Annotated in this window: 25 protein-coding genes and 1 riboswitch; of the genes, 1 reads left to right on the top strand and 24 read right to left on the bottom strand. The window is 41.4% G+C overall.

Annotated features, from left to right (window positions below; all coding sequences use genetic code 11):
• Nucleotides 1-2: 2 nt before the first annotated feature.
• Nucleotides 3-704, bottom strand: coding sequence for a propanediol utilization microcompartment protein PduB (gene pduB, locus PW252_RS06530; protein WP_248049912.1), 702 nt, complete (start codon nucleotides 702-704; stop codon nucleotides 3-5).
• Nucleotides 705-904: 200 nt separating this feature from the next.
• On the opposite strand from pduB, the gene PW252_RS06535 reads away from it, so the two are divergent.
• A complete protein-coding gene (locus PW252_RS06535) occupies nucleotides 905-2,161 on the top strand; it encodes an ISL3 family transposase (RefSeq protein ID WP_316716633.1) in 1,257 nt (418 codons plus the stop codon).
• Nucleotides 2,162-2,201: 40 nt separating this feature from the next.
• On the opposite strand, the gene PW252_RS06540 is transcribed toward PW252_RS06535, so the two are convergent.
• The 23 genes from PW252_RS06540 to hemL form a co-directional block, all read right to left on the bottom strand.
• The gene (locus PW252_RS06540) at nucleotides 2,202-2,654 is read right to left on the bottom strand and encodes a cupin domain-containing protein (protein ID WP_172082457.1); all 453 of its coding nucleotides are present in this window, start codon (nucleotides 2,652-2,654) and stop codon (nucleotides 2,202-2,204) included.
• Nucleotides 2,655-2,665: 11 nt separating this feature from the next.
• On the bottom strand, nucleotides 2,666-3,763 hold the full coding sequence (locus PW252_RS06545) for an ethanolamine utilization protein EutH (protein ID WP_248050849.1): 1,098 nt from the start codon (nucleotides 3,761-3,763) through the stop codon (nucleotides 2,666-2,668).
• 27 nt (nucleotides 3,764-3,790) lie between these two features.
• Nucleotides 3,791-4,069, bottom strand: coding sequence for a EutN/CcmL family microcompartment protein (locus tag PW252_RS06550; protein WP_024380885.1), 279 nt, complete (start codon nucleotides 4,067-4,069; stop codon nucleotides 3,791-3,793).
• Nucleotides 4,070-4,082: 13 nt separating this feature from the next.
• Nucleotides 4,083-4,700, bottom strand: a complete 618-nt coding sequence (locus PW252_RS06555; RefSeq protein ID WP_248050850.1) for an ethanolamine utilization protein — start codon at nucleotides 4,698-4,700, stop codon at nucleotides 4,083-4,085.
• Nucleotides 4,701-4,723: 23 nt separating this feature from the next.
• The gene (eutD, locus tag PW252_RS06560) at nucleotides 4,724-5,353 is read right to left on the bottom strand and encodes an ethanolamine utilization phosphate acetyltransferase EutD (protein ID WP_248050852.1); all 630 of its coding nucleotides are present in this window, start codon (nucleotides 5,351-5,353) and stop codon (nucleotides 4,724-4,726) included.
• A 19-nt stretch (nucleotides 5,354-5,372) separates the two neighbouring features.
• On the bottom strand, nucleotides 5,373-6,017 hold the full coding sequence (locus tag PW252_RS06565; protein WP_248050853.1) for a hypothetical protein: 645 nt from the start codon (nucleotides 6,015-6,017) through the stop codon (nucleotides 5,373-5,375).
• 81 nt (nucleotides 6,018-6,098) lie between these two features.
• Nucleotides 6,099-6,374, bottom strand: a complete 276-nt coding sequence (gene pduA / locus PW252_RS06570) for a propanediol utilization microcompartment protein PduA (RefSeq protein WP_105209125.1) — start codon at nucleotides 6,372-6,374, stop codon at nucleotides 6,099-6,101.
• A gap of 19 nt (nucleotides 6,375-6,393) precedes the next feature.
• The gene (gene eutM / locus PW252_RS06575) at nucleotides 6,394-6,687 is read right to left on the bottom strand and encodes an ethanolamine utilization microcompartment protein EutM (RefSeq protein ID WP_024380890.1); all 294 of its coding nucleotides are present in this window, start codon (nucleotides 6,685-6,687) and stop codon (nucleotides 6,394-6,396) included.
• A gap of 25 nt (nucleotides 6,688-6,712) precedes the next feature.
• Complete coding sequence (locus tag PW252_RS06580) at nucleotides 6,713-8,218, bottom strand: acetaldehyde dehydrogenase (acetylating) (protein ID WP_248050854.1); 1,506 nt, start codon at nucleotides 8,216-8,218, stop codon at nucleotides 6,713-6,715.
• A 6-nt stretch (nucleotides 8,219-8,224) separates the two neighbouring features.
• Nucleotides 8,225-8,887: a BMC domain-containing protein gene (locus PW252_RS06585; RefSeq protein ID WP_316716646.1), complete on the bottom strand. Its 663-nt coding sequence runs from the start codon at nucleotides 8,885-8,887 to the stop codon at nucleotides 8,225-8,227.
• A gap of 11 nt (nucleotides 8,888-8,898) precedes the next feature.
• A complete protein-coding gene (gene eutL, locus PW252_RS06590) occupies nucleotides 8,899-9,552 on the bottom strand; it encodes an ethanolamine utilization microcompartment protein EutL (RefSeq protein ID WP_024380893.1) in 654 nt (217 codons plus the stop codon).
• Between the two features lie 15 nt (nucleotides 9,553-9,567).
• Nucleotides 9,568-10,461: an ethanolamine ammonia-lyase subunit EutC gene (gene eutC / locus PW252_RS06595; protein WP_248050856.1), complete on the bottom strand. Its 894-nt coding sequence runs from the start codon at nucleotides 10,459-10,461 to the stop codon at nucleotides 9,568-9,570.
• A gap of 12 nt (nucleotides 10,462-10,473) precedes the next feature.
• Nucleotides 10,474-11,847, bottom strand: coding sequence for an ethanolamine ammonia-lyase subunit EutB (locus tag PW252_RS06600; RefSeq protein ID WP_024380895.1), 1,374 nt, complete (start codon nucleotides 11,845-11,847; stop codon nucleotides 10,474-10,476).
• Between the two features lie 30 nt (nucleotides 11,848-11,877).
• Complete coding sequence (gene eutA / locus PW252_RS06605) at nucleotides 11,878-13,311, bottom strand: ethanolamine ammonia-lyase reactivating factor EutA (RefSeq protein WP_248050859.1); 1,434 nt, start codon at nucleotides 13,309-13,311, stop codon at nucleotides 11,878-11,880.
• A 175-nt stretch (nucleotides 13,312-13,486) separates the two neighbouring features.
• Entirely contained in the window at nucleotides 13,487-14,062 is a 576-nt protein-coding gene (locus PW252_RS06610) for an ANTAR domain-containing response regulator (protein ID WP_248050862.1), read from the bottom strand.
• A gap of 19 nt (nucleotides 14,063-14,081) precedes the next feature.
• Nucleotides 14,082-14,426 (bottom strand): ethanolamine utilization microcompartment protein EutS, encoded by a 345-nt coding sequence (eutS, locus tag PW252_RS06615; RefSeq protein ID WP_024380898.1) that lies wholly within the window; start codon nucleotides 14,424-14,426, stop codon nucleotides 14,082-14,084.
• Between the two features lie 87 nt (nucleotides 14,427-14,513).
• Complete coding sequence (locus PW252_RS06620; protein WP_248050864.1) at nucleotides 14,514-15,650, bottom strand: 1-propanol dehydrogenase PduQ; 1,137 nt, start codon at nucleotides 15,648-15,650, stop codon at nucleotides 14,514-14,516.
• A 459-nt stretch (nucleotides 15,651-16,109) separates the two neighbouring features.
• A riboswitch (adenosylcobalamin (AdoCbl) riboswitch) is annotated at nucleotides 16,110-16,254 on the top strand.
• Between the two features lie 222 nt (nucleotides 16,255-16,476).
• Nucleotides 16,477-17,058, bottom strand: a complete 582-nt coding sequence (locus PW252_RS06625; protein WP_105209130.1) for a flavin reductase family protein — start codon at nucleotides 17,056-17,058, stop codon at nucleotides 16,477-16,479.
• 79 nt (nucleotides 17,059-17,137) lie between these two features.
• Nucleotides 17,138-18,238 (bottom strand): NADH-dependent flavin oxidoreductase, encoded by a 1,101-nt coding sequence (locus PW252_RS06630; RefSeq protein ID WP_248050867.1) that lies wholly within the window; start codon nucleotides 18,236-18,238, stop codon nucleotides 17,138-17,140.
• The gene (locus tag PW252_RS06635; protein ID WP_248050870.1) at nucleotides 18,219-18,824 is read right to left on the bottom strand and encodes a histidine phosphatase family protein; all 606 of its coding nucleotides are present in this window, start codon (nucleotides 18,822-18,824) and stop codon (nucleotides 18,219-18,221) included. The genes PW252_RS06630 and PW252_RS06635 overlap by 20 nt, the downstream gene beginning before the upstream one ends.
• Entirely contained in the window at nucleotides 18,821-19,543 is a 723-nt protein-coding gene (gene cobS / locus PW252_RS06640) for an adenosylcobinamide-GDP ribazoletransferase (protein ID WP_248050873.1), read from the bottom strand. Before cobS ends, PW252_RS06635 begins: the two co-directional genes overlap by 4 nt.
• Nucleotides 19,540-20,124 (bottom strand): bifunctional adenosylcobinamide kinase/adenosylcobinamide-phosphate guanylyltransferase, encoded by a 585-nt coding sequence (gene cobU, locus PW252_RS06645; RefSeq protein ID WP_248050875.1) that lies wholly within the window; start codon nucleotides 20,122-20,124, stop codon nucleotides 19,540-19,542. Before cobU ends, cobS begins: the two co-directional genes overlap by 4 nt.
• Nucleotides 20,117-21,403, bottom strand: coding sequence for a glutamate-1-semialdehyde 2,1-aminomutase (gene hemL, locus PW252_RS06650; protein WP_248050955.1), 1,287 nt, complete (start codon nucleotides 21,401-21,403; stop codon nucleotides 20,117-20,119). The genes cobU and hemL overlap by 8 nt, the downstream gene beginning before the upstream one ends.
• Between the last annotated feature and the right edge of the window lies 1 nt (nucleotide 21,404).

Below are 21,404 nucleotides of genomic sequence, written 5' to 3' on the forward strand. Positions count from 1 at the left end.
TATCAGATGTATGAAGGTTGAGAGTTAACTGGAGTATCACCAAGCGTACCTAATAATTCTTTACCGATTTCACGTGCAGAAATCACAGCTTGACGAACAGCACCAGAATCACCACTGATGAAGAGAATGGTTTCGTTTGAATTACTTGTTCCATTTCCTGGAGAAGCATATCCGATTACATCAACATCTGCAGCTTTTACAGCTGTATCAGCCATTACAACACCAATTGCTGCTGGTGCACCTACAATGAGACCAAAGGCACGACCAACTTCTGCACCGAAAGCCGCTTGACAAGCATGGCTAGCACGAGCAGTATATTGCAATTCGATATGCCCTGCTTCATTGGCATAGACATCACCGAAGGTACGGGCGATATCTCCAAGGGTTACTTCTACTGCCCGTTTCACGTCTGAAACATCGTCACCACCAAAGATGATCAAGCTACCATGACCAGCACCACCTTTGGTATCACGAGGTAATTCAATTTTTACAATTTCTGTGTTGGTTGCTTTTACTGCTTCATCTGCCGCCATAATGTGAGGACCAGCACCAGTACGAGCACCTACCACACCAAGTGAGCGGTAAGATTTTTCCAACTTCATCGCACTAAGTACCTGTTGATCGACATTTGCAATCACCAATCCAATAGTATCACCAATAGGGTTTGAACCAATAAATTCGGTAACATTACATTTGTTTGTCATAATAATCTTCCTCTATTTTTTGTTTTCAATCATATCGCTTTTTGCGATAACGCTTACATTTTGTTTTAAAAATTTTTGGCTCTATAATATCTGTAGTGGGTAAATCCTCTATGGATATTATGGAGTCTTTTTGATTGTAGAAAAAAAGTCCCATATGGCCTATAATGAAAAGCAACCAAACTCACATTAGAAAGACTCATATGGAACAACTAAATCTTATCACAAATCTTCTCAGAATTAAAGACAAAAATATCACTATCTCTAATGAATATGATATGGGAACTCACTTAGAACTTCATGGTCATTTGGATTATACAGCCCCTAAATGTCCCTCCTGCAAGGGACAAATGGCAAAATACGACTTCCAAAAACCCTCCAAAATTCCCTACCTAGAAACTGCTGGTTATCCCTTGCTTATCCGACTTAGAAAGCGTCGCTTCAAGTGTAAAGATTGCAGAAAAATAGCGGTCGCTGAAACTCCTCTTGTCAAGAAGAACCACCAAATCTCCGTCGCTGTTAACCAGAAGATTGCTCAATTACTCATCGAAAATCAAGCAATGACACATATTGCACACAGGCTATCTATCTCAACCTCATCAGTTATGAGAAAGCTTAATGAGTTCAAGTTTGAAACAGATTGGAATACCTTACCTGAGGTGATGAGCTGGGATGAGTATGCCTTCAAAAAGGGGAAAATGAGCTTTATCGCTCAAGATTTCAACTCCCTAAATGTCATAACTATTCTAGACGGAAGAACACAAGCAACCATCCGAAACCACTTTCTACGCTATCCTAGAAAGGTTAGAAATCAAGTCAAAGTCATTACCATGGATATGTTTAGTCCTTACTACAAATTGGCTAGACAGCTATTTCCAAACACCAAGATTGTTCTGGACCGCTTTCACATTGTGCAGCACCTTAGCCGTGCTATGAACCGCGTTCGTATTCTAATTATGAATCAATTCGACAGAAAATCGCAGGAATACCGGTCCTTGAAACGCTACTGGAAATTGATACAACAAGATAGCCGTAAACTCAGCGATAAACGATTTTATCGCCCTATGTTTCGCATGCACTTGACTAACAAGGAAATCCTAGAAAAACTACTGTCTTTTTCAGAGGAACTACGACAGCACTATGAACTCTATCAGCTTCTCTTGTTCCATTTCCAAGAGAAAAACTCAGATCATTTCTTTGACCTTATCGAACAGGAAATAGCCAATGTTAATCCTATTTTCCAGACGGTATTTAAGACATTTCTAAAGGATAAAGAAAAGGTTTTAAACGCCATGGAATTGCCTTATTCGAACGCCAAACTGGAAGCTACCAACAATCTCATCAAAGTCATTAAAAGAAATGCCTTTGGTTTCAGGAACTTTGAAAATTTTAAAAAACGTATTTTGATTGCTTTGAACATAAAGAAAGAGAGAACGAACTTCGTCCTCTCTAGGTGTTAGCTTTTCATCTACCCACTACAGTTGACAAAGAGCCAAATTTTTATTGATTTTGCCAATCCGCAGGATAGGTTACATAGATAAACCTTGCCTTATCTTTGACAGAAAATTGAATATCACTTCCCTTAGGAATAAAGAGAATTTCACCAGGACCAGCGGTCATCACCTCATTGCCAGTGATAATATCCAATTGTCCTTCAATGACATAATCCACTTCATCATAGTCAAGATGCCATGGGAAGGTTGTTTTTTCCATTGTCATTAAGCCAAGTCCCAGACGAGGACTTTCTTCCAAAGTTAGGAGGTCACGGGTATAGACTACATCCTTGCTATTGCCTGTGTCTAAACGATCCTCAGGTCTAACCTCAATATGAGGCAGGCTTAGTGAAATGATACCTGTCGAACTAGACTTTTTAAAGGCATCTCCAGCTACAAAACTTTCTAATAAAATTTTTCTAACCAGTTCTTCTATCTGGCTACGATTGATGTCACTCATAAAGTCCTCCTCTACTCAGCTTCTTTTTTAGTGAGCACAAAAGCAAGTAGGACTGCTGTTACACCACCAACCAATTTTCCGACCATCATCGGAAGAATCATATCTGGATTTTGACCAGCAGTGAAGCCCAAGTGATCGCCGATAACAAATGATGCTGATACAGCAAAGGCAACGTTAATAATCTTACCTCGTTTGTCCATGTCTTTCATCATTTGGAACATGGCAATATTGTTGGCCAAAGATGCAACTAGGCCTGCTGCACCGACTTCATTCATACCAAGAGATTTACCAATTGCTGAGAGTGGTTTGTTGGCAACCTTTGTAAAGATAGCTACTAAACCAAAGGCTCCTGCTAAGGTCACTGCAATGGAACCAACTACACCAAAGGCTTCCATAAGAGTTTCAGCTCCACTCGGATAGAGGCTATTTAACCATTCATTACCTGTCAATAGCTGTGCTGCACCAAAGGCCAAACCGAGAGTTGCAATCACTACAATGATATGACCAAAAATCTCAAATCCTTTTATCATTCCATTTGGTGCTAATAATAGACCAACAAAAATCAATGCAGAAACAATCACTATTGGAATGAGGTTAATCATCAATGTTCCTGCAGATAAGCCTGGAACCAAGAATCCTCCAACTAAACAACCCACCGGAACTGTCACTAAGCCGTATAAAATACCTCTAGCCAATAGTGGACGATCATCTTTCTCGATGATTCCCAAGGCAACTGGGATAGTAAATACGATAGTTGGCCCCATCATAGAACCTAATACATAGGCAGCAAAGTTTCCAACTACAGGATCATCAGCTAGACTAAGAGCTAATGGTGCTCCGCCCATATCGTTAGCAATGAATGTTGTAGCAAAAATAGATGGGTCTGCTCCAACCATGCCATATAGTGGGACAATAATTGGTTTGAGAATATCCGCTAATAATGGTGCAACAACCATAATACCGGCCATCGAAAGTGCCAAAGCCCCCATGGCCATGATACCTTCCTCAAATTTTTCACTAAGTCCTAATTTCCCTCCGATACATTTATCAACTGCACCGACCAACATAAATAGGACCATGATGTAGATGATGATTTCATTTATACTCATAATTCCCCTTCTCACTTTCTAGTGAATTTATTCTGCATCAGCTGTGTACTCAACTTTGTCGATAATTGCGACAACGACCATATCAACAGGAACATTTTCTCTATTCAAGCTAACTCTAGCTGCACTGCCTGTAGTCACCATTACCTGATCACCTTCCCCAGCACCGATGCAATCTGCGACAACAACCAAAGATGGATCTGTTTGTTGTTCATTTAGTTGGCGCTCGACCACTAAAAACTTCAATCCATTTAAGTTCTCATCTTTTCTAGTAGCCCAAAGACTCCCTTTTACTGTTCCAACAAACATACTCTCTCTCCTTTTATTCTATGATTGTTATTCTACGACGATTTAGATAGTCGCGCGCCAAGGCTGTTATAATGGTTCCCTTTTCAATATGAAACATTCCATCATCTTCCAAATCTAAGGCACGCAGCCTAGATTCTGTGATGAGTTTTGGTTTTTTAGAACCTTTATTCTCAGTAGTGTGATGAGTGGATTGAACCTCAATATGTTCTTGTTTCAATAAGGCTGGCAAGTCTTTCTGTGAGTAAAACTGCACACCATATTGCTCCAGTTTCAATTTTCTCTGAAGTAGTTCTTGGTAAAGCAACTTCTTGGCTGACTGTCTGTAGCACTCTAGGTCAAAAGATTCATTTGAAACCAGAACCTTTCTACCAGCTAATAGACTATTAACAACTTCCGTTTCTTCTGAACTATTGGGACAAAGCTGAGCAATTCGCAAGAGGGAATCTAAGGGCAAACCATTTGCAATAATATGCTCTGCCTCATCAATACCCTGCACAATACGGTATTCTTCTGAAAACCCGCTCACTGTCTTATCGCCAATAAGATACAGTTTGATGTGATGGGAACTACCATTAAGGCGGTCTAGAAGGCGATTGGTAATCTCTTGAACTAAAAATTCTAAATTATCCATTTTTAACCCTTTCTACCCCATCTCTATCCTTTTTTTATAATGCGACCACGCATTCCTTTTTTAAATCCGCAAGCATTGGCTTCATCATAGTCAATGTGCATAAAGGTCGCAAACTTAGGGTGAACTCGAATGACTACATCATCAAAAATTAGTCCTCGTTCTCCACCTACTTTTACTTGCACAATTTCCTTATTCACTACATTTGCTTTCGCGGCATCTTCTGGTGTCATATGAATATGACGTTTAGCAACAATCAATCCCTTATCCAGAGATACTACCTTACTTCCATTTATCAAGACAATCCCTGGAGTATCCTCAATCTGTCCGCTCTCACGAATAGGAGCATTGACACCTAGCTTCAAGCAATCTGTCAACGATACTTCAACTTGTGTCGCACCACGAACAGGACCGAGTATCACCACATTTTGGAAGGAACCTTTTGGACCTAAAATTGTCAAACGTTCTTTACAAGCAAATTGTCCAGGTTGGGATAAATCTTTGGCTTTGGTTAGAGAATAATCTTTTCCAAATAAGGTTTCTAAATCTTCTTGAGAAAGGTGGATATGGCGTCCACTCGCCTCAATTTCAAAACTTCCTTCTAATTCATCCTGAACTCTTGTAGCAATCTTATCAATTAGCTCTTTTATTTCCATTCTAATCACACCTTACCTTTCACTCATCCATTGTCATCCATAGGAAAATCTGAGTAGAATGCAATAAATGAGTTAGCTTAGCCAAATATACATCATTTTCTCGAGAACCTATCAGCGATAGCTCCTGTTCAAGCGTAGCTAAGGCTATGTAAGTTTCGTACAGAGCTAGTTTCCAGTTCGTTACAGCACAGGTTAAGGAAAGCTTTTTAAAATCCAGTTCCCTTTGCTGACTATATTCATCCAGTTCTGTCACCGACGGTAGTAGGTCATCATAATCGTGAAGTTCATCCAGTATCTGACCAGATACCATACTTTCAATCGTTGTCAATACTTTGCTGACTTTCTCAAATTTTGATTGTTCGAATGAAAGATAGAGTTCACGTTTACTTTTAAGAAAATGTGGATACAGTGTCGTTAGACGAAATAATAGTGGATAGATTGCTGAATCTTCTAAAGTAGTTACTTTTTGATGTATCGCTTGTGGAGATGTCGTAAGTTGCTGATTATTGGAACGCGTTTGGACCACTCGAATATGATGGTCATTCAAGTAACTTCTTGCTGATGGAGTCAGTTTTTCATGTTCACCTAACTGGAAAACTCCTCCGTCAGCAATAGAAAGCTCCTTGAGTAGCTTTCTAATCTTTACTTCTGTAAAAACCGACATACACTCACATCCTTTAACGATTTTTAATCAACTGGCTACCCAAATCCTTTTACACATCTAGGTAGCCAGTACACTTACTCGCTATTTTGGTAAAATGACTTCTACTTCTGAATGTGGACGTGGGATGACGTGTACAGATACTAATTCGCCTACGTTTTCTGCTGCCGCTGCACCTGCATCTGTTGCAGCTTTAACAGCGCCAACATCTCCACGTACCAATACAGTCACCAAGCCGCCACCAACTTGTTCTTTACCAACAAGGGTAACGTTTGCTGCTTTGACCATTGCATCTGCTGCCTCGATTGCGCCAACCAAGCCGCGTGTTTCTACCATTCCTAATGCGTTTGCACTTGCCATTGTTATGTCCTCCGATTTTTTATTCTTCTTCTTTTTTAGCTTGTGGTAAAATAACTTCTACTTCTGAATGTGGACGTGGGATGACGTGTACAGATACCAACTCACCTACATTTTCTGCTGCCGCTGCACCTGCATCTGTTGCAGCTTTAACAGCGCCAACATCTCCACGTACCAATACAGTCACCAAGCCGCCACCAACTTGTTCTTTACCAACAAGGGTAACGTTTGCTGCTTTGACCATTGCATCTGCTGCCTCGATTGCACCAACCAAGCCGCGTGTTTCTACCATTCCTAATGCGTTTGCACTTGCCATTGTTATGACCTCCAAAAATTATTTTTTATTGACTTAATTTAGCTAATACTTGTTTTACAAGTAGTTCAACCAGTTCATCTTCTTTAAGACTTGAAGATGAGAGCGTTTCCCTTGTTGCTTCCGCAACTGTTCCCTTATAACTATCCATCAAATTTTCTGCTTTTAAGAAATCTGTGTATTCAGATGTTCCGTAAGCAACTCGACGGATATTGTAAAGGTTGTGTGGACTAACGTTATCAGATGTTGCACTTCCTCCGACTGCTCCACATCCTAAGGTGAAGGCTGGGAACAAACCTGTTGTGCCACCAACACCACCAAGAGCTGCAGGGGTGTTGACTAATAGACGGGAAACTGGTTTTTTCAGGGCGAACTCACGAATAATCTCATCATTCTTAGAGTGGATGGACAGGGTATGTCCAACCCCTTCATGATGCAGAATTTTAATACTTAAATCACAAGCCTCTTCCCAGGTTTTAACAGTATAGAAACCAAGAATTGGAGCTAGTTTTTCCATTGAATATGGTGCATCTTTTCCAACTCGTGTTTCTTCTGCAATCAAGACCCTTGCGTCTGCTGGTACCGAGATACCTGCTCGTTCAGCAACGATTTGTGGTGTCTTACCAACCATTTTCGGGTTCATTGCACCGCTTGGAAGAATGATAAACTCTCCCAATTTTTTAGCATCAGCAGGTGGTAAGAAGTAAGCACCTTGCTTTTTAAATTCTGCGATAACAATATCTTTCATGTCCTCTTCAACAATGACAGATTGCTCAGAGGCACAAATCACACCATTATCAAAGGTTTTAGACTCAATAATATGACGAACAGCTGTTGGAATATCCGCACTCCGTTCGATAAAGGCTGGTCCATTACCAGGTCCTACACCAATCGCAGGAGTTCCAGATGAATAAGCTGCTTTTACCATAGCTGTACCACCCGTTGCCAAAATAAGATTTGTATCTTTGTGGCGCATGAGCTCATTAGTTGCTGCAATGGAAGTCTTTTCGATAACACTGATGGCTCCATCTGGACAGCCAGCTGTTTTAGCAGCGCGTTTAATAATTTCCACTGTTTCAACAATACACTTCAAGGCGCTTGGGTGTGGAGAAAATACAATACTGTTTCCAGCCTTCAAGGAGATGAGGGCTTTATACATGACAGTAGAGGTCGGGTTTGTCGAAGGAATCAGACCAGCAATCACACCAACTGGTACACCAACTTCGATAATCTTTTTCTCTGTATCTTCGCGCAAGATACCTACAGTCCTCATATTCTTGATATGCTCCAGAAGCACCTTTGAAGCCACTGTATTTTTGATAACTTTATCCTGCCAGCGACCAAATCCAGTTTCTTCAACAGCCATCTTAGCCAGTCGTTCACGCTCATCGTAACAAGCTTTTGCAACGACTTTGACAATCGTATCAATCTGTTCTTGGGACATCTGCGCTAGTTCACGTTGAGCATTTTTTGCTTGGCGAACAAGGTTGCGAACTTCCTGTATTGATACTAAATCCTTATCTTCTAAGTACATTCAGTATTACTCCTTTCTAGAGAGTTCCATCAAGGCTTGGACAAGCTGACGCTTGTTAGCAAATTTTATTTCTTTTTTGCTTAATTGAATATCTTTTTCACGGTAGGCAATGCTTCTGAGTTTGACAACTTTTAATTTTTCCAGCTCTGTTTGTGAAAACTTAGGAACAAAAGGTGTTTCGACCGCTTCCTCTTCTATGCTTGTAGGCATTTCCGCTACTTCCGTTGTTTCAGTAGCTTCTTCATTAACTAGCTCTGTCCTTTCTGATGGCTCAGGGCTAGCTACAAGATTTGCAGAAACAGCAACCTCTTCCTTCGATTGTGCGAGAGGCACAGCTTGCTCTACGGCAATAGCTCGCTCTTCGACTGGAAGAGGCTCTTCTTTTTTGAGTTTCTTCTCAGCCCTAATCAATTTTTCAGTCTGCTCATCCATGCTAGCAATGACATGGCTACCACGATAAAAAGATTTATTTTCGAGTTCTGCGACTGCAGCAGCTACTGCTGCTTTTACAGCGCCAACATCTCCTGTAATATGTACGGTATTCAAACCAGATTTGATTTTCTCAATATTGATAATGGAGACATTGGCTGCTTTTACAGCTAGGTCGGCAGCTACAACAGCACCTAGATACCCTTTTACTTCAATTAGTCCTAGTGCTCTTTTAGCCATCTAATCCCCCTTTAATAATTCTTCGGGTTGCTTGCAATAGAGATGACTGTTCTAGCAAAGGCATCACAGGCAGCTCTACAAGCTGATTGCGAACCTACGAGAAGACCTCCAGCAAAGTTTGTTTCACTTGGTGGACCATAGAAGGCACCAATGGTTACATCGGAAGCTTTTAGAGCCGCATCTAGACCAACCATGGCTTCGGCTGGCGGTGCAATCAAGTAGGCAATGGCGGTTCCTTCATCTGCATTTGCACCTTGGGAAAGATAAGAACCTGCACGGGAAACACAATGGGCAAAATATGGGATAGTATTGTCATCATTAGCACTATAGAAGCTTGCGCCATTTTCAATTTCATAAATGGCAACATCCAAGCCACTCCGAACTTCTTCGGGAGTTGGACCTGCTAAGATACCAATGACTTCACCAGCCAATTTAGTTGATGCATTCCCAGCACCCGCGTACATACTTCTAGCGTAAACCACTTCAACATCTGCAGACTTGGTTGCTTCATCCAGTGCAACATAGGTTACATCATCACAATCTGAAGTAATAATTCCCAAACTTCGATGATGAGGTTTTAACTCCAAAGAAGCAGCCAGACTGGCATCAACATTGGAAATAAGTAGAGCACTAAGAACAGATGCTCCCAAACGTTCGTTTATCACAATAGGACCTCCTTTTTATTTCAAATCAACACCTGATTTTTTATTGTCCAAAATCTTTTTAATGATTTCCGCAACATATGCCCCTGCCTCTACCGCAGGAGTTCCACCTTTGTGAATATTGGATACAACAGTCCGACGTGATTCGGGCATCCCCATCGTTGGTCTATAGGCCAAGTAGGCACTCATAGATTCTGCTGTTACCAATCCTGGACGTTCGCCAATCAAGATACAAACAACTTCTGCACCTGTCAATTCTGCAATGTGATCCATAGCTCCAACACGAGAGTGTTTGATAAAGAGTACTTCGTCGAATTCTAGACCAAACATTTTCAAACCTTGCTTCAAAGCTGGAAGGAAATCTCTTACGTTTGCTTCAATGGCTGACGAGCTCAATCCATCACCGACAACAATTTGAACTTTGGCATTCTTCTTACAGCTGTTTTTGATAATTTCCTGCTGATCTTCTGGGAAAATTCTTCCCAAATCAGGTCGAGTTAGGTATTCGTCCTTAGAAGAAGCCTTGGTATGGACAGGAATAAAGCCCATCTCTTTGACAAAATCTTCTGATACATAGGAGAATACTGCATCTTGAGCTGCAGCATGGTCTGCTCTAAAGCGCAGAATTGTTTGTGTTTTATAGCGATTTCCTGCTCTCCACAAACCTAAACGAGCTGGCGTAAATTGTTTAATCTTGCGATAAGCCTCTTCATTGATCGCGTTTGGAATAAGGAATTGTTTCTGAATATCCACCTCGGTAATATCAGGAATGATTCCATCTTCAATTTGGCTATCTTCTTGCTTCGGTTGATGTGAAGAGGAAGGCGTGTCCATTTTTTCTGGTACAACTGGCGTTTCAGTTATTTCATTCAAAATGGAACGAATCATTTCTTTTAATTCTAGTTCATTCACAGTAACTTCCTCCTATATTTTTGACTTCATAAAGACAGAGCCATCACCACCAATTTCAGTCAGATGACCATCTTTCATCAAGCCCATATTTTCCATCCAAATTTCAAATTCTTTGATTGGACGCTTGCCTAACAAGTCACGCATGGTAGCGGTTTCATGATAGCCAGTTGTTTGGTAGTTCAACATGATGTCATCACCATGTGGAATAGCCATGATATAGTTGACACCTGCAGCACCGAGGAGAACAAGTAGGTTTTCAGCATCGTTTTGATCAGCTTTCATGTGGTTGGTGTAACAGATATCACATCCCATTGAAATACCTGTCAATTTACCCATGAAGTGGTCTTCCAAACCTGCACGGATAACTTGTTTGGAATCGTAGAGGTACTCTGGACCAATGAAACCAACTACAGTATTAACAAGGAATGGATCGAAACGTTTTGCAAAACCATAACAACGTGCTTCCATAGTTACTTGGTCAGCTCCATGATGGGCATCTGAGGACAATTCTGATCCCTGACCTGTTTCAAAGTACATAACGTTTGGACCTGCTGCTGTACCTACTTTCAAGGCTGTGTCACGAGCCTCTTGGATGATTTTAGCATCAAAACCAAATGCTGTATTTCCTTTCTCAGATCCAGCAATAGACTGGAAGACCAATCCTGTCGGAGCTCCCTGATTCATGGCCTCAATCTGTGTCGTTACATGGGCCAGCACGCAATGCTGAGTTGGAATTTTATATTCTTCAATAAAGTCATTGAACTTATGCAAAATCCGTTTGGTACTTTCTACTGAATCATCAACTGGGTTCAAACCAAGCAAGGCATCTCCACATCCATAAGCAAAGCCTTCCATGGTTGAAGCCATGATTCCATCAGGATCATCCGTCGTGTGGTTAGGCTGCAAGCGAGATGAGAAGGTACCTGGAACACCAATGGTAGTATTTGCAGTCTTAGTAATGACAATCTTTTGCGCTGCTACAATCAAGTCTAAGTTGGTCATGAGCTTAGCTACTGCAGCAACCATTTCTGAAGTTAAACCACGTGACAACCATTGAATATCAATATTTGTTGTTTTATTATCAAGAATCCACTCACGCAGTTCTTCAACCGTCCAGTTTTTGATTTTTTCATAGGTCCGAAGATTAACATCGTCAATGATAATGCGCGTTACTTCATCCTCTTCATAAGGAACAACTGGGTTATTAAACAAATCAGAAAGTTTGAGCTGAGCCAAAACAACCTTAGCTGCTACACGTTCTTCTGCAGACTCTGCAGCAACGCCAGCCAAATGATCTCCTGATTTGAATTCATTAGCCTTGGCCAAGACTTCTTTAACAGAATGAAATTCATAGACTCGACCAAATAACTTCGTTTTTAATATCATTAAATTTATCCTCCTTTTGATATTGACTACTTAACTAAATACAAGGGTTTTTACAACGACTGGTAAAACCGACCCTTCGATTAGCGGATTGCCAATATCAATGTAATCTCCATTTTGCACATCAACTGAATCGATACAAACAAAGGGATAATCTTTAGGCAACAATGCAAACAAGCTTTGACCAAGTACCTTTGCCATGTCTTCCTTGACAACAACCAACAAAGGAATTCCTCGGTCAATACTATCTTTCATCCCTTCCAGAATAGCCTGAGCATATTCTTGTACCCTGACAAAACTTGGGCTTTTGATACCATCTAAGGCCAGCGCTAATTCCTGAACTTCATTTTCAAGCATGAACCATCGGCTTTTTTCCTTAATGGCCTCTGCCAGCATTTGCTTTGACCCCATCTCATCTTGACTAGATAATTTTAAAACTGGGATATTCTTGATTGGCAAAATTTTCGAAATGTAGGTAATCGTGCTCCCACTTACCTCTGTCGTATGACTACCAGCACCAACTACTGTAGCCCTAATGGTTTCAACTGACTCAATTACCTGCTTGTCTGAAAATATTTTCGATTGTGCTAGCGCTTTTCCAAGTAGTATCCCTATATCACCATAGTGAAAATCACTAACAGAAGGATCTGCTTGGAAAATAGCATCAGCTACTCCTCCCGAGAACGAAACACACTTGACAGGATAATCTAGTTTCAAACCATGATTAGTCTGAAGTAACTCATAGTATGGACTATTTGTATCTAGACCCAAACTTTGCTCCAGTACAGATGCCAAAATATCTATTAAGCGTTTTAAATCTGGACCATTAAGTTGAGCCCCTACTGCCAATTGTAATTTTTCTTGGCTAATAATTTCTTGAAGTTTTGGAGCAATATAGGTAATTTTGTGACTATTAGGTTCAATTTTTACAAGCCTGCCACCAATATCAAAGCACGCTGTATCAATCAAATCACCCTCTCGGTAAACAGAGATATTGGATGTTCCACCACCAATATCAATATTTGCTACAGAAGTGTGATGTTCCTGAGAGTACTGATAGCTACCAGCTCCCTTTCCAGAGATAATACTCTCTAAGTCTGGACCGGCAGTAGCAACAACAAAATCACCAGCATAGCCACTCAAAGCCTCTAAGACTTGACTAGCATTATCCTTTCTAGCTGTTTCACCCGTTATGATGACAGCCCCCATCTGAATCATATCTTTAGAAATACCTGCTTTTTGGTATTCCAAGCGGACAAATTCTTTTATAGACTCAACATCTATCAAAAGATTTTCAAAGATGGGAGTAAAGATAATTTCACTCCTATATAGAACCTTCTTATCTGTTATATAGACACGTGGAATAGTGAAAACGGAGGCAATATTCTCCACAGTCAATTCAGATAACACCAGTTGGGTAGTAGCAGTACCAATATCAATGCCAACACTTAAAATCTTATCGGACATCACCTTACCTCCAAAAAAAGACACTTAAAGAAATGCTAATAGAACTCGTCTATTATCACTCTTCAAGCGTCATTGCTTTTAGGCTTACATCATTGTCAGCCTCTTCTATTCGATTAGCATCCTGTAATACTGCTTACTATCACAGGACTTGGTTCACTGTATTGTATATCTATTATTAAAACTCATCATGCATAACCAACAATTTAGCAATTTCCACCATGGGAACTCGCTTTTGCATACTGATGGTTCGAATATGCTTAAAGGCTGCTGATTCTGATAGATGATCACGGGACATCAATAAGCCTTTTGCTTTTTCAATGATGATACGGTCATTGATTTTCTTCGTCAATTTAGCCATTTCACTGGTCAAGTGCTGAAATTGTCTACCTCTTGCAATACATACTTCCACCATAGGAATCAATGATTTAGCATCAAGAGGTTTTACTAAGTAACCACTAACACCATATCTTTTGGCTTTCTCGATATACTGTTCATCACTTTGGGTAGTTAACAAGAGAACACTATAGGCCAGATTATCATCCAATATTTTTTTACAGGCTGTCAAACCATCTAATAGAGGTAGCTGGATAGACATCACAACTAAATCCGAACGGTATTTTTGACTTAATTCAATTGCCTCGAAACCGTCGCTAGCCTCTGCAACAACTTCAAAATCAGCCTTTTCCAATATTTGTCTGACATCACGTCTAACCATTGGATCATTGTCTGCTATTAGTATTCTACCTTTCATACCCACCTCTTCTGACAACTTATGTCCGTGTTACAACTGTACTTGAAAAATGAAGAATCTCCTCCAAGCCTTGTAACACAGCTACTAGGGCTGCCTCCACAGAAGAAACATCTCCTGTCATAACAACAGAGCCACTAAATCGATCGACAAAACCTATCTGTACATCCGCTGCTTTGGTCGCAAGATCCACTGCAATGATAGAAGCTTCGCTCGGAGTAATTGTCAGTATGCCAATGGCTCCTTTTTTATCGACTAGCAATCCTAGTTTTTCATAGATGACTTCATCAGGATTCGCAATGAGATGGGCCAAGGTTATCTGCTTCCCTGGAACATACTCTTGTATCATTCTCTGTTTTTCTTCCAGTTCGTCCACCTTCTTTCAAAGTAGAAGTTCCGATAACGTCCTAGTTAGTATATTATAACACGAAGTAGGGTAATTATCAACATAAATCTAGAAAGCATTTTCCAAAACTACCAAAGCTTCTTCCGTGCTCGGTTGTCGTGGATTTGTCGCCGTACACTTGTCTACTACCGCTGCTGCTGCAATTTCTTCCTTGTACTGATTAAAATCACTAACAGACACACCATACTCCCGTAAGGTCATCGGCAAATCCAGTTTTCGTTGCAATTTTTTCACAGCGTCAATCAGCTGTCGAACACCCAAAACAGGACTTGTAGCACTGCAACCAATCAGTTTTGCAATTTCTTGGTATCGGATAGCTGTTGCTCTATCACCGTCACCTAGGCCACGAGCACTGATATTGGCATTATACTGGATGACATATGGCATTAGAATACTGTTTACTCGTCCATGAGGGATATGGAATTTTGCTCCTGTAGCATGGGCTAAGCCATGGTTGATCCCCAAGGATGCTGTATTGAAGGCCATGCCTGCCAGAGTTGACGCAACATGCATTTTTTCACGAGCCACTGAATCGTTTCCGTTTTTGTAGGCTTTAGGTAGGTATTCGAAAACTAATTTAATGGCTTTTTCTGCTAGAGCATCTGAAAAATCTGTTGCCTTGGTCGAAACATAGGCTTCAATAGCATGGGTCAGGACATCCATCCCCGTATCTGCTGTAATGTTTCCTGGTAGAGATGATACTAAACAGGAATCTAAAATGGCTACATCGGGTAGTATTTCTCTTGAAACCAAAGGATACTTGATTTCTTTTTGCCTGTCAGTAATGACGGCAAATTCCGTCACTTCCGAACCAGTACCGCTGGTTGTTGGGATAGCAATTAAAGTCACATCTGTAAACACAGCCATTTTTTTACCAAAGTAGTAAATTGCCTTGGCTGCATCAAGAGCTGAACCACCGCCAATCGCAAGGATGATACTGATTTGTTGACCACCCACGGACTGAATACCAGCAATTATGGTTTCAATCGGTGGATCTGGTACAATATCATCAAAAACATGACACTGATTGCTTGAATCCAGATAACTTAATACACTGTCCAACTGACCAGTTTGTTTTAGGAAGGGATCTGCAACAACCAAGATGTGCTCATTCTTATAACTTCTTAGCTGTTCTAGAGCACCCTCACCTATGCACAATTCTGTTTTATAGAAAATCTTGTACATTTCTTCTCCTTTCTATGTAACTTTTCCATAAAAATAAGCCATATGAAAACCAGACTAGAACTCTCCATTAAGTCATAGTCGTTTCATATAGCTACATTGCTTATTGATTAGTACGCCTTTGTACCACGAAAAAATTATAACATAAAGCCATTAACATATCAACAGAAATAATGATTTTTCTTGATATTTTTATTAACTTTTTTTGCTCCTTGCACCCTTACCTAAATGACTACCTATGAACCTGTGCCCCTCGTTCAGTACTTCTATCTATGACTAGTTTTCAAGCTACCCAGCATTCATCTTCTTTTTTATATTTCCATCAAAATCTGCCTTGATGAATGACAAAATGCTCTCCTATAGCAAAGCGAGTTATGGATGGAGAGAGCTTCTCAATTTCCATCATTTTGATACAAATTAGTTGTCAAACTGGCGAAGATAGGTTATAATGATGATGCTAGGAATTGATTTTAGTACTTTTGAAAACATGGAAGTTTGGTGCAAATCCAACGCGGTCCCGCCACTGTGATAAGCTTTGCTTTAAGTCAGGTCTTTGGTTTCAAATTTTAGTAGATCTCACGCCTCGATGTAAGGTGTGATGTCAGTTTGGATAGCGCATCTACTGCGGTATTTTCCATTATTGGCTCTACGTGAAGTACCTTTCATTTTCTAAAGGTAGAAAAACTACCTTACTGCAACGGAGCAGGGCCGATAATCGGGAAAGCCACAGTTAATCAATGATGCTTAACAGACTATACAAAGATGTATAAATGCTTTCTTAACATAAACTACAAACCACCCTTGATTTTTCAAAGGTGGTTTATTTTTTCTAATCCGACTTCCCTTCCGCTTCTCTTCGTTTTTTGATCAGAGTTCCCATTCGTAAGGATTTTTCATTATAGTAACGATAGTGTCGACCTGAACCATCACCGATATAGCTGATAGGTGAAAATTCACTGCCCTTAAAATCACCATGTTCATCAAGCAAGTCTTCTTCTACTACTCTGCGCGTTACTTTTCCGATAATGTTGGTCAACTTACCACATTCTACCAGTTCAACAACTTCGCACTCAATAGAAATTGGGCATTCATTTACCAAAGGAGCATCGACTGTTTCACCAACTGTGTAAGTCAAACCAGTTAAGGAAAATTTATCTTTACGGCTATTAAAACCAGCAAGTTCCACTTCCTCAATCAGCTCTTCTCTTGGAATATTGACAGTAAAGTGACCATGTTTGCTGATTTCAGTCACTGCATTTCCCTTTGTCCTCATGCCAATCACCATCATACTGCCCAAAGAATAAGCAGAACTTGAGGTTGTTATATTGTATCCATGAATATCATCTTTGTAACCCAAAAAGAATACCGGAAAGCCAAAATATAGCTTACGTGTCTCAAATGTTTTTTTCACCTTTTACTCCTTTATTGTAAGAATAGGTATCTACTGTTCAGCATTTCCATCACACATGATACCTCATTCTTAAACATCACTATTTTCCCTCTAAATAATCCCGCAAGGAATTGACAAATGCTGTCGGGAGTTTCAACTCTTCTTGCAGTTCATCTCGATAGCGGGTAATGATGTCATACTCCCGTCCTTGAGAAACCTTGATTGGCCAGTCGGGATCTAGTAACATGGCCTTACCAACAGAGAAGAGTGGGATGTCTTCTGCTAGAATCTCTTCCACATCTTGACAGGTCTGAATCCCACCAACTGCAATCAGGGGCACTCGTCCATTGATTTTTTTTATGACGGAGTGAATGATCGGTTCTGGTGCATCAGGATTTCGTAGGGAAGGTCGGAAAACATGACTTAATGAGAGATGAAGATAGTCTACCCCCATTGCAATCAGCTGCTCTATCAGCTGTAAACTATCCCATAATTCAATCCCTGGGTCTTCAATCTCTTCTGGGGAAAAACGGTATCCAACCAAAAATGGTCTATCTGCTTCTTCCTTGACTAGTTTTTTCACCTGCTTAACCAAGGTCTTGGCAAACCGCATACGGTTATTCAGACTGCCTCCCCACTTATCCTGTCGTCGATTGGAATGGGGAGAAAGGAATTGCTGGATTAAGTAAGTATTGGCCCCATGTAACTCCACTCCATCAAAACCTGCTTTTATGGCCCTTCGAGTTGCATCAAGAAAAGCCTGTAATATCTCATCTACTTCCAAATGCTTAAGCGAACGAGGTTCTACCACATTACCATGAGAGCCAATAATAGCACTAGGAGCTACTGGTTTTCCTTCAATCAAAACTGGGGGAACCATGCGGCCTCCATGATAGATTTGTAAGACTGCTAAAGCCCCTTGGTCCTTGATGGCTTGAGCCAGGCGAGCCAGACCTTCTATTTTGTCATCTTCTGCTACGCTGAAACTATCTCTGAATGCCTGCCCTTGCGTATGCACATAGGCACTGCCAGTAATGACCATGCCCACTTGGCCAGCACGACGAGAATAAAAGTCAATATCATCTTGCGATACATAGCCTCCCGGTTGACAAACACTCAGAGTCATGGGAGCCAACACCACTCGATTTCTAGTGTACAGCTGATCCGTCAGCTGTACAGAATCATGAATTGTTTTTATCATCTACAACCTCTTTTCCTAAAAGATATGCAGTAACATCTGTTCCTTCTTTTTCTACCACTGTCATAGTTCCTTGGGGGAAATCAATATCCCAAAATAGGGCCGATGGATCTACCAAACGTTGATAAATCAACCTTAAAACACCCAAGTGAGCAACAAGGGCCAGTGATTGACCTGGATGTACTTTGACCAATCTGTCCGTTTCAGTCCAAACCCGGTCTTGAAAGTCTCTAAAGGCTTCCGCTTCCGGTGGTCTGTAGGTAAATGGTGCTGCTAACCAGGCCTCCCATTCCAGCGGAAATTGTTCCTGAATCTGATCGGCAGTCAGGCCTTCCCACAGTCCAAAACCTTTTTCATCCATGTTCTTTAAGGGGATTGGATGATGTATAGGAAAGACAAGCTGGGCTGTTTCCTGGCTACGTCTTAAAGAGCTGACATAGACCCTGTCAATAGGAATATCTCGCATCTGATTTTCCAAGACTAGAGCCTGTTCTTTTCCTCTTTGATTGATGGAAACATCCAAGCTTCCATAAAAACATCGTTTTTTATTCAAATCGGTTTCACCGTGACGCATGAGGTAGATTTTCATATGATTAACCCAATAATAAATAGGAGTTGAGCCACTTCGACAAAGGCTCCTAAGGTGTCACCTGTATGGCCGTCAATTTTTTGGTAGACAAACCGCCGATAGACCTGTGAACCGAGCAAGACAAGGCCGTAGGCAAGCAAACCTTTATAACTAAAGACATAAACCAAGCTGGCTAGTGGCAAGAGCTGAGAGAGGAAAATTTGACCACTTGTCGTGCCTGAGAAAAAATTGCCCGTACCACCTTCAGCCCGTGCATAGCGCATGTGGTAAAGTTGCAGAGCTAGTCCAACCTTCCCAATCATCGCCAAGGCTGCCACTATAAACCAGGTCGGCTCAGGAAGATAAGGATAGGCCACCAGCATCAGAGCATAGTAAAGAATCAAGGCCAGGACACCATTGCTACCGATACGACTATCCTTCATGATTTCCAGCATTCTCTCCTTTTTTCGTGAGGAAAAAAGTCCATCTGCAGTATCTGCCAAGCCATCTAAGTGAAACCCACCTGTCAGTAAGACATCAAAGAGAAAACTGAGGCACCACGCGACTATCCCTGGTAAAACTAGCTGAGCTAGAAAATAAAACAGTCCTGTAATACTCCCTAGCAAGAGACCAAATAGGGTCAGGTAGGGAACTCCTTTCTGGATATGGGCAATGTCCACTTCCTTGTTGATGGGAATCCGACTAAAAAATTGTGTGTAAATAATCAGTGCATCTATCATTTTAAGCGTTGAGCAAGGCCACAAATCACCAGATAAACCTCACTCGCCTCCTTCGCTAAAAACTGATTTACCTGTCCAAGCAGATCGCGGAAATACCGTCCCAACTTGGTATCTGGAACGATGCCCAGTCCAATTTCGTTGGTAACAATATAGAGCTGACCATCTGTCAACCGCTGAGCACTTATGATGTCCTGCCATTGAGCATGGATTTGTTGGCTGATAAAAGCCTGTTCTTCCTTACTGAGAAAGTTATCACCCTCTAGGGCTATTTTCTCAGGGAAATAGGTTTCAACCAGCTGAAAGAGGAGATTGGTGGTCAACATGGTGGCACAGTCCAGCAAGTAATAATCGTAGTTTTGGTCTTTCAACCAGGATCCAAGATCAGCAAACTGCTCATGGGTTGTCCAAGAGGCTGGCCGGCGTTCTTGGTGAAGTCGGACTCGCTCCTGCCATTCACTGTCGGTGCCTGAACTCATTCCTGTCGCTATATAACAAACACGTTCTTTCTCCCAGATTTGCTCTTCAGTGAACTGCGATTTGCCACTTCGAGCTCCTCCAGTTACCAAGACAATTTTACCCATATATTTCTCCAAAAACAGTATCAAAGGCCTGCAAGGTCTGATCAATATCTTCCTTGGTATGAGCTGCGGACATGAAATTTGATTCATACTGGGAAGGTGCTAGGTAAATCCCCTGTTTGAGTAAGCCTGCATGGACACGAGCAAAGACTTCCTGGTCGCTGGCTTTGGAATCTTCAAAATTCCGAACAGGTCGCTCGTTAAAGAAAAATCCAAACATGGTACCAACTTGTACGACCTGTAAGGGAATCTGATACTTGACAGCTAACTCTTTCAAGCCTTGGCAAAGCTGACTAGTTCGTTCTTCCATGTCCTTGAAGATTTCTGGTGTCAAGGACACCAAGGTTTCATAGCCAGCTGTCATAGCGATGGGATTTCCTGACAAGGTACCTGCCTGATAGACTGCTCCCATGGGAGCGATATAGTCCATGTACTTCTTCTTACCTCCAAAGAGTGCCATTGGGAAACCTCCACCAACAACCTTACCAAAGCACAACAAGTCTGGCTCCACACCGTACAAGCCCGTAGCTCCAGTATAACTAGCCCTAAAACCTGTCATCACTTCGTCGATGATAAACAAGGCACCGTATTGACTGGTGAGCTCTCGAATAACATGGATAAAGTCATGGTCCGCCTGAATCAGCCCCATATTTCCCGCCACAGCTTCGATAATGACACAGGCGATGTCTGAACCCATTTCTTCAAAACAGGCCTGAAGGCTGGCCTTATCATTATAAGGTAGCGTAATAGTATCTTGAGCAGTTGCTTCTGTCACGCCAGGGGAATTTGGCAAGCCAAAGGTGGCAACCCCAGACCCGGCTTGAACGAGGAAGGAATCACTGTGACCATGGTAACAGCCAACAAATTTAACGATTTTATCCCTCTGTGTTACTCCCCGTGCCAAGCGAATAGCACTCATGGTAGCTTCCGTCCCCGAACTGACCATTCTCAGCCGTTCCAAATAAGGAATTCGCTCCTGCAGGTGCTGGCCCAAACGAGTTTCCAAGGGACTTGGTGCTCCAAAACTGGTGCCGCATTCCACGGCTGACTTGACCGCTTCAATAACCCTATCTTCTGCATGACCGAGAATCATTGGTCCCCAGGACAGGACATAGTCGATATAGCGATTGCCATCCACATCATAGAGATAGGCACCCTTGGCCCTATCGATAAATACTGGATTTCCTTCAACTGCCTTAAAGGCTCTGACAGGACTATTGACTCCGCCTGGAAAAACGGCTTGGGCTTGTTCGAATTCGAACTTAGATTGTTGAGTCTGCATC

Source organism: Streptococcus sp. 29887 (genome assembly GCF_032595075.1).
Taxonomy (GTDB): Bacteria; Bacillota; Bacilli; order Lactobacillales; family Streptococcaceae; genus Streptococcus; species Streptococcus iners.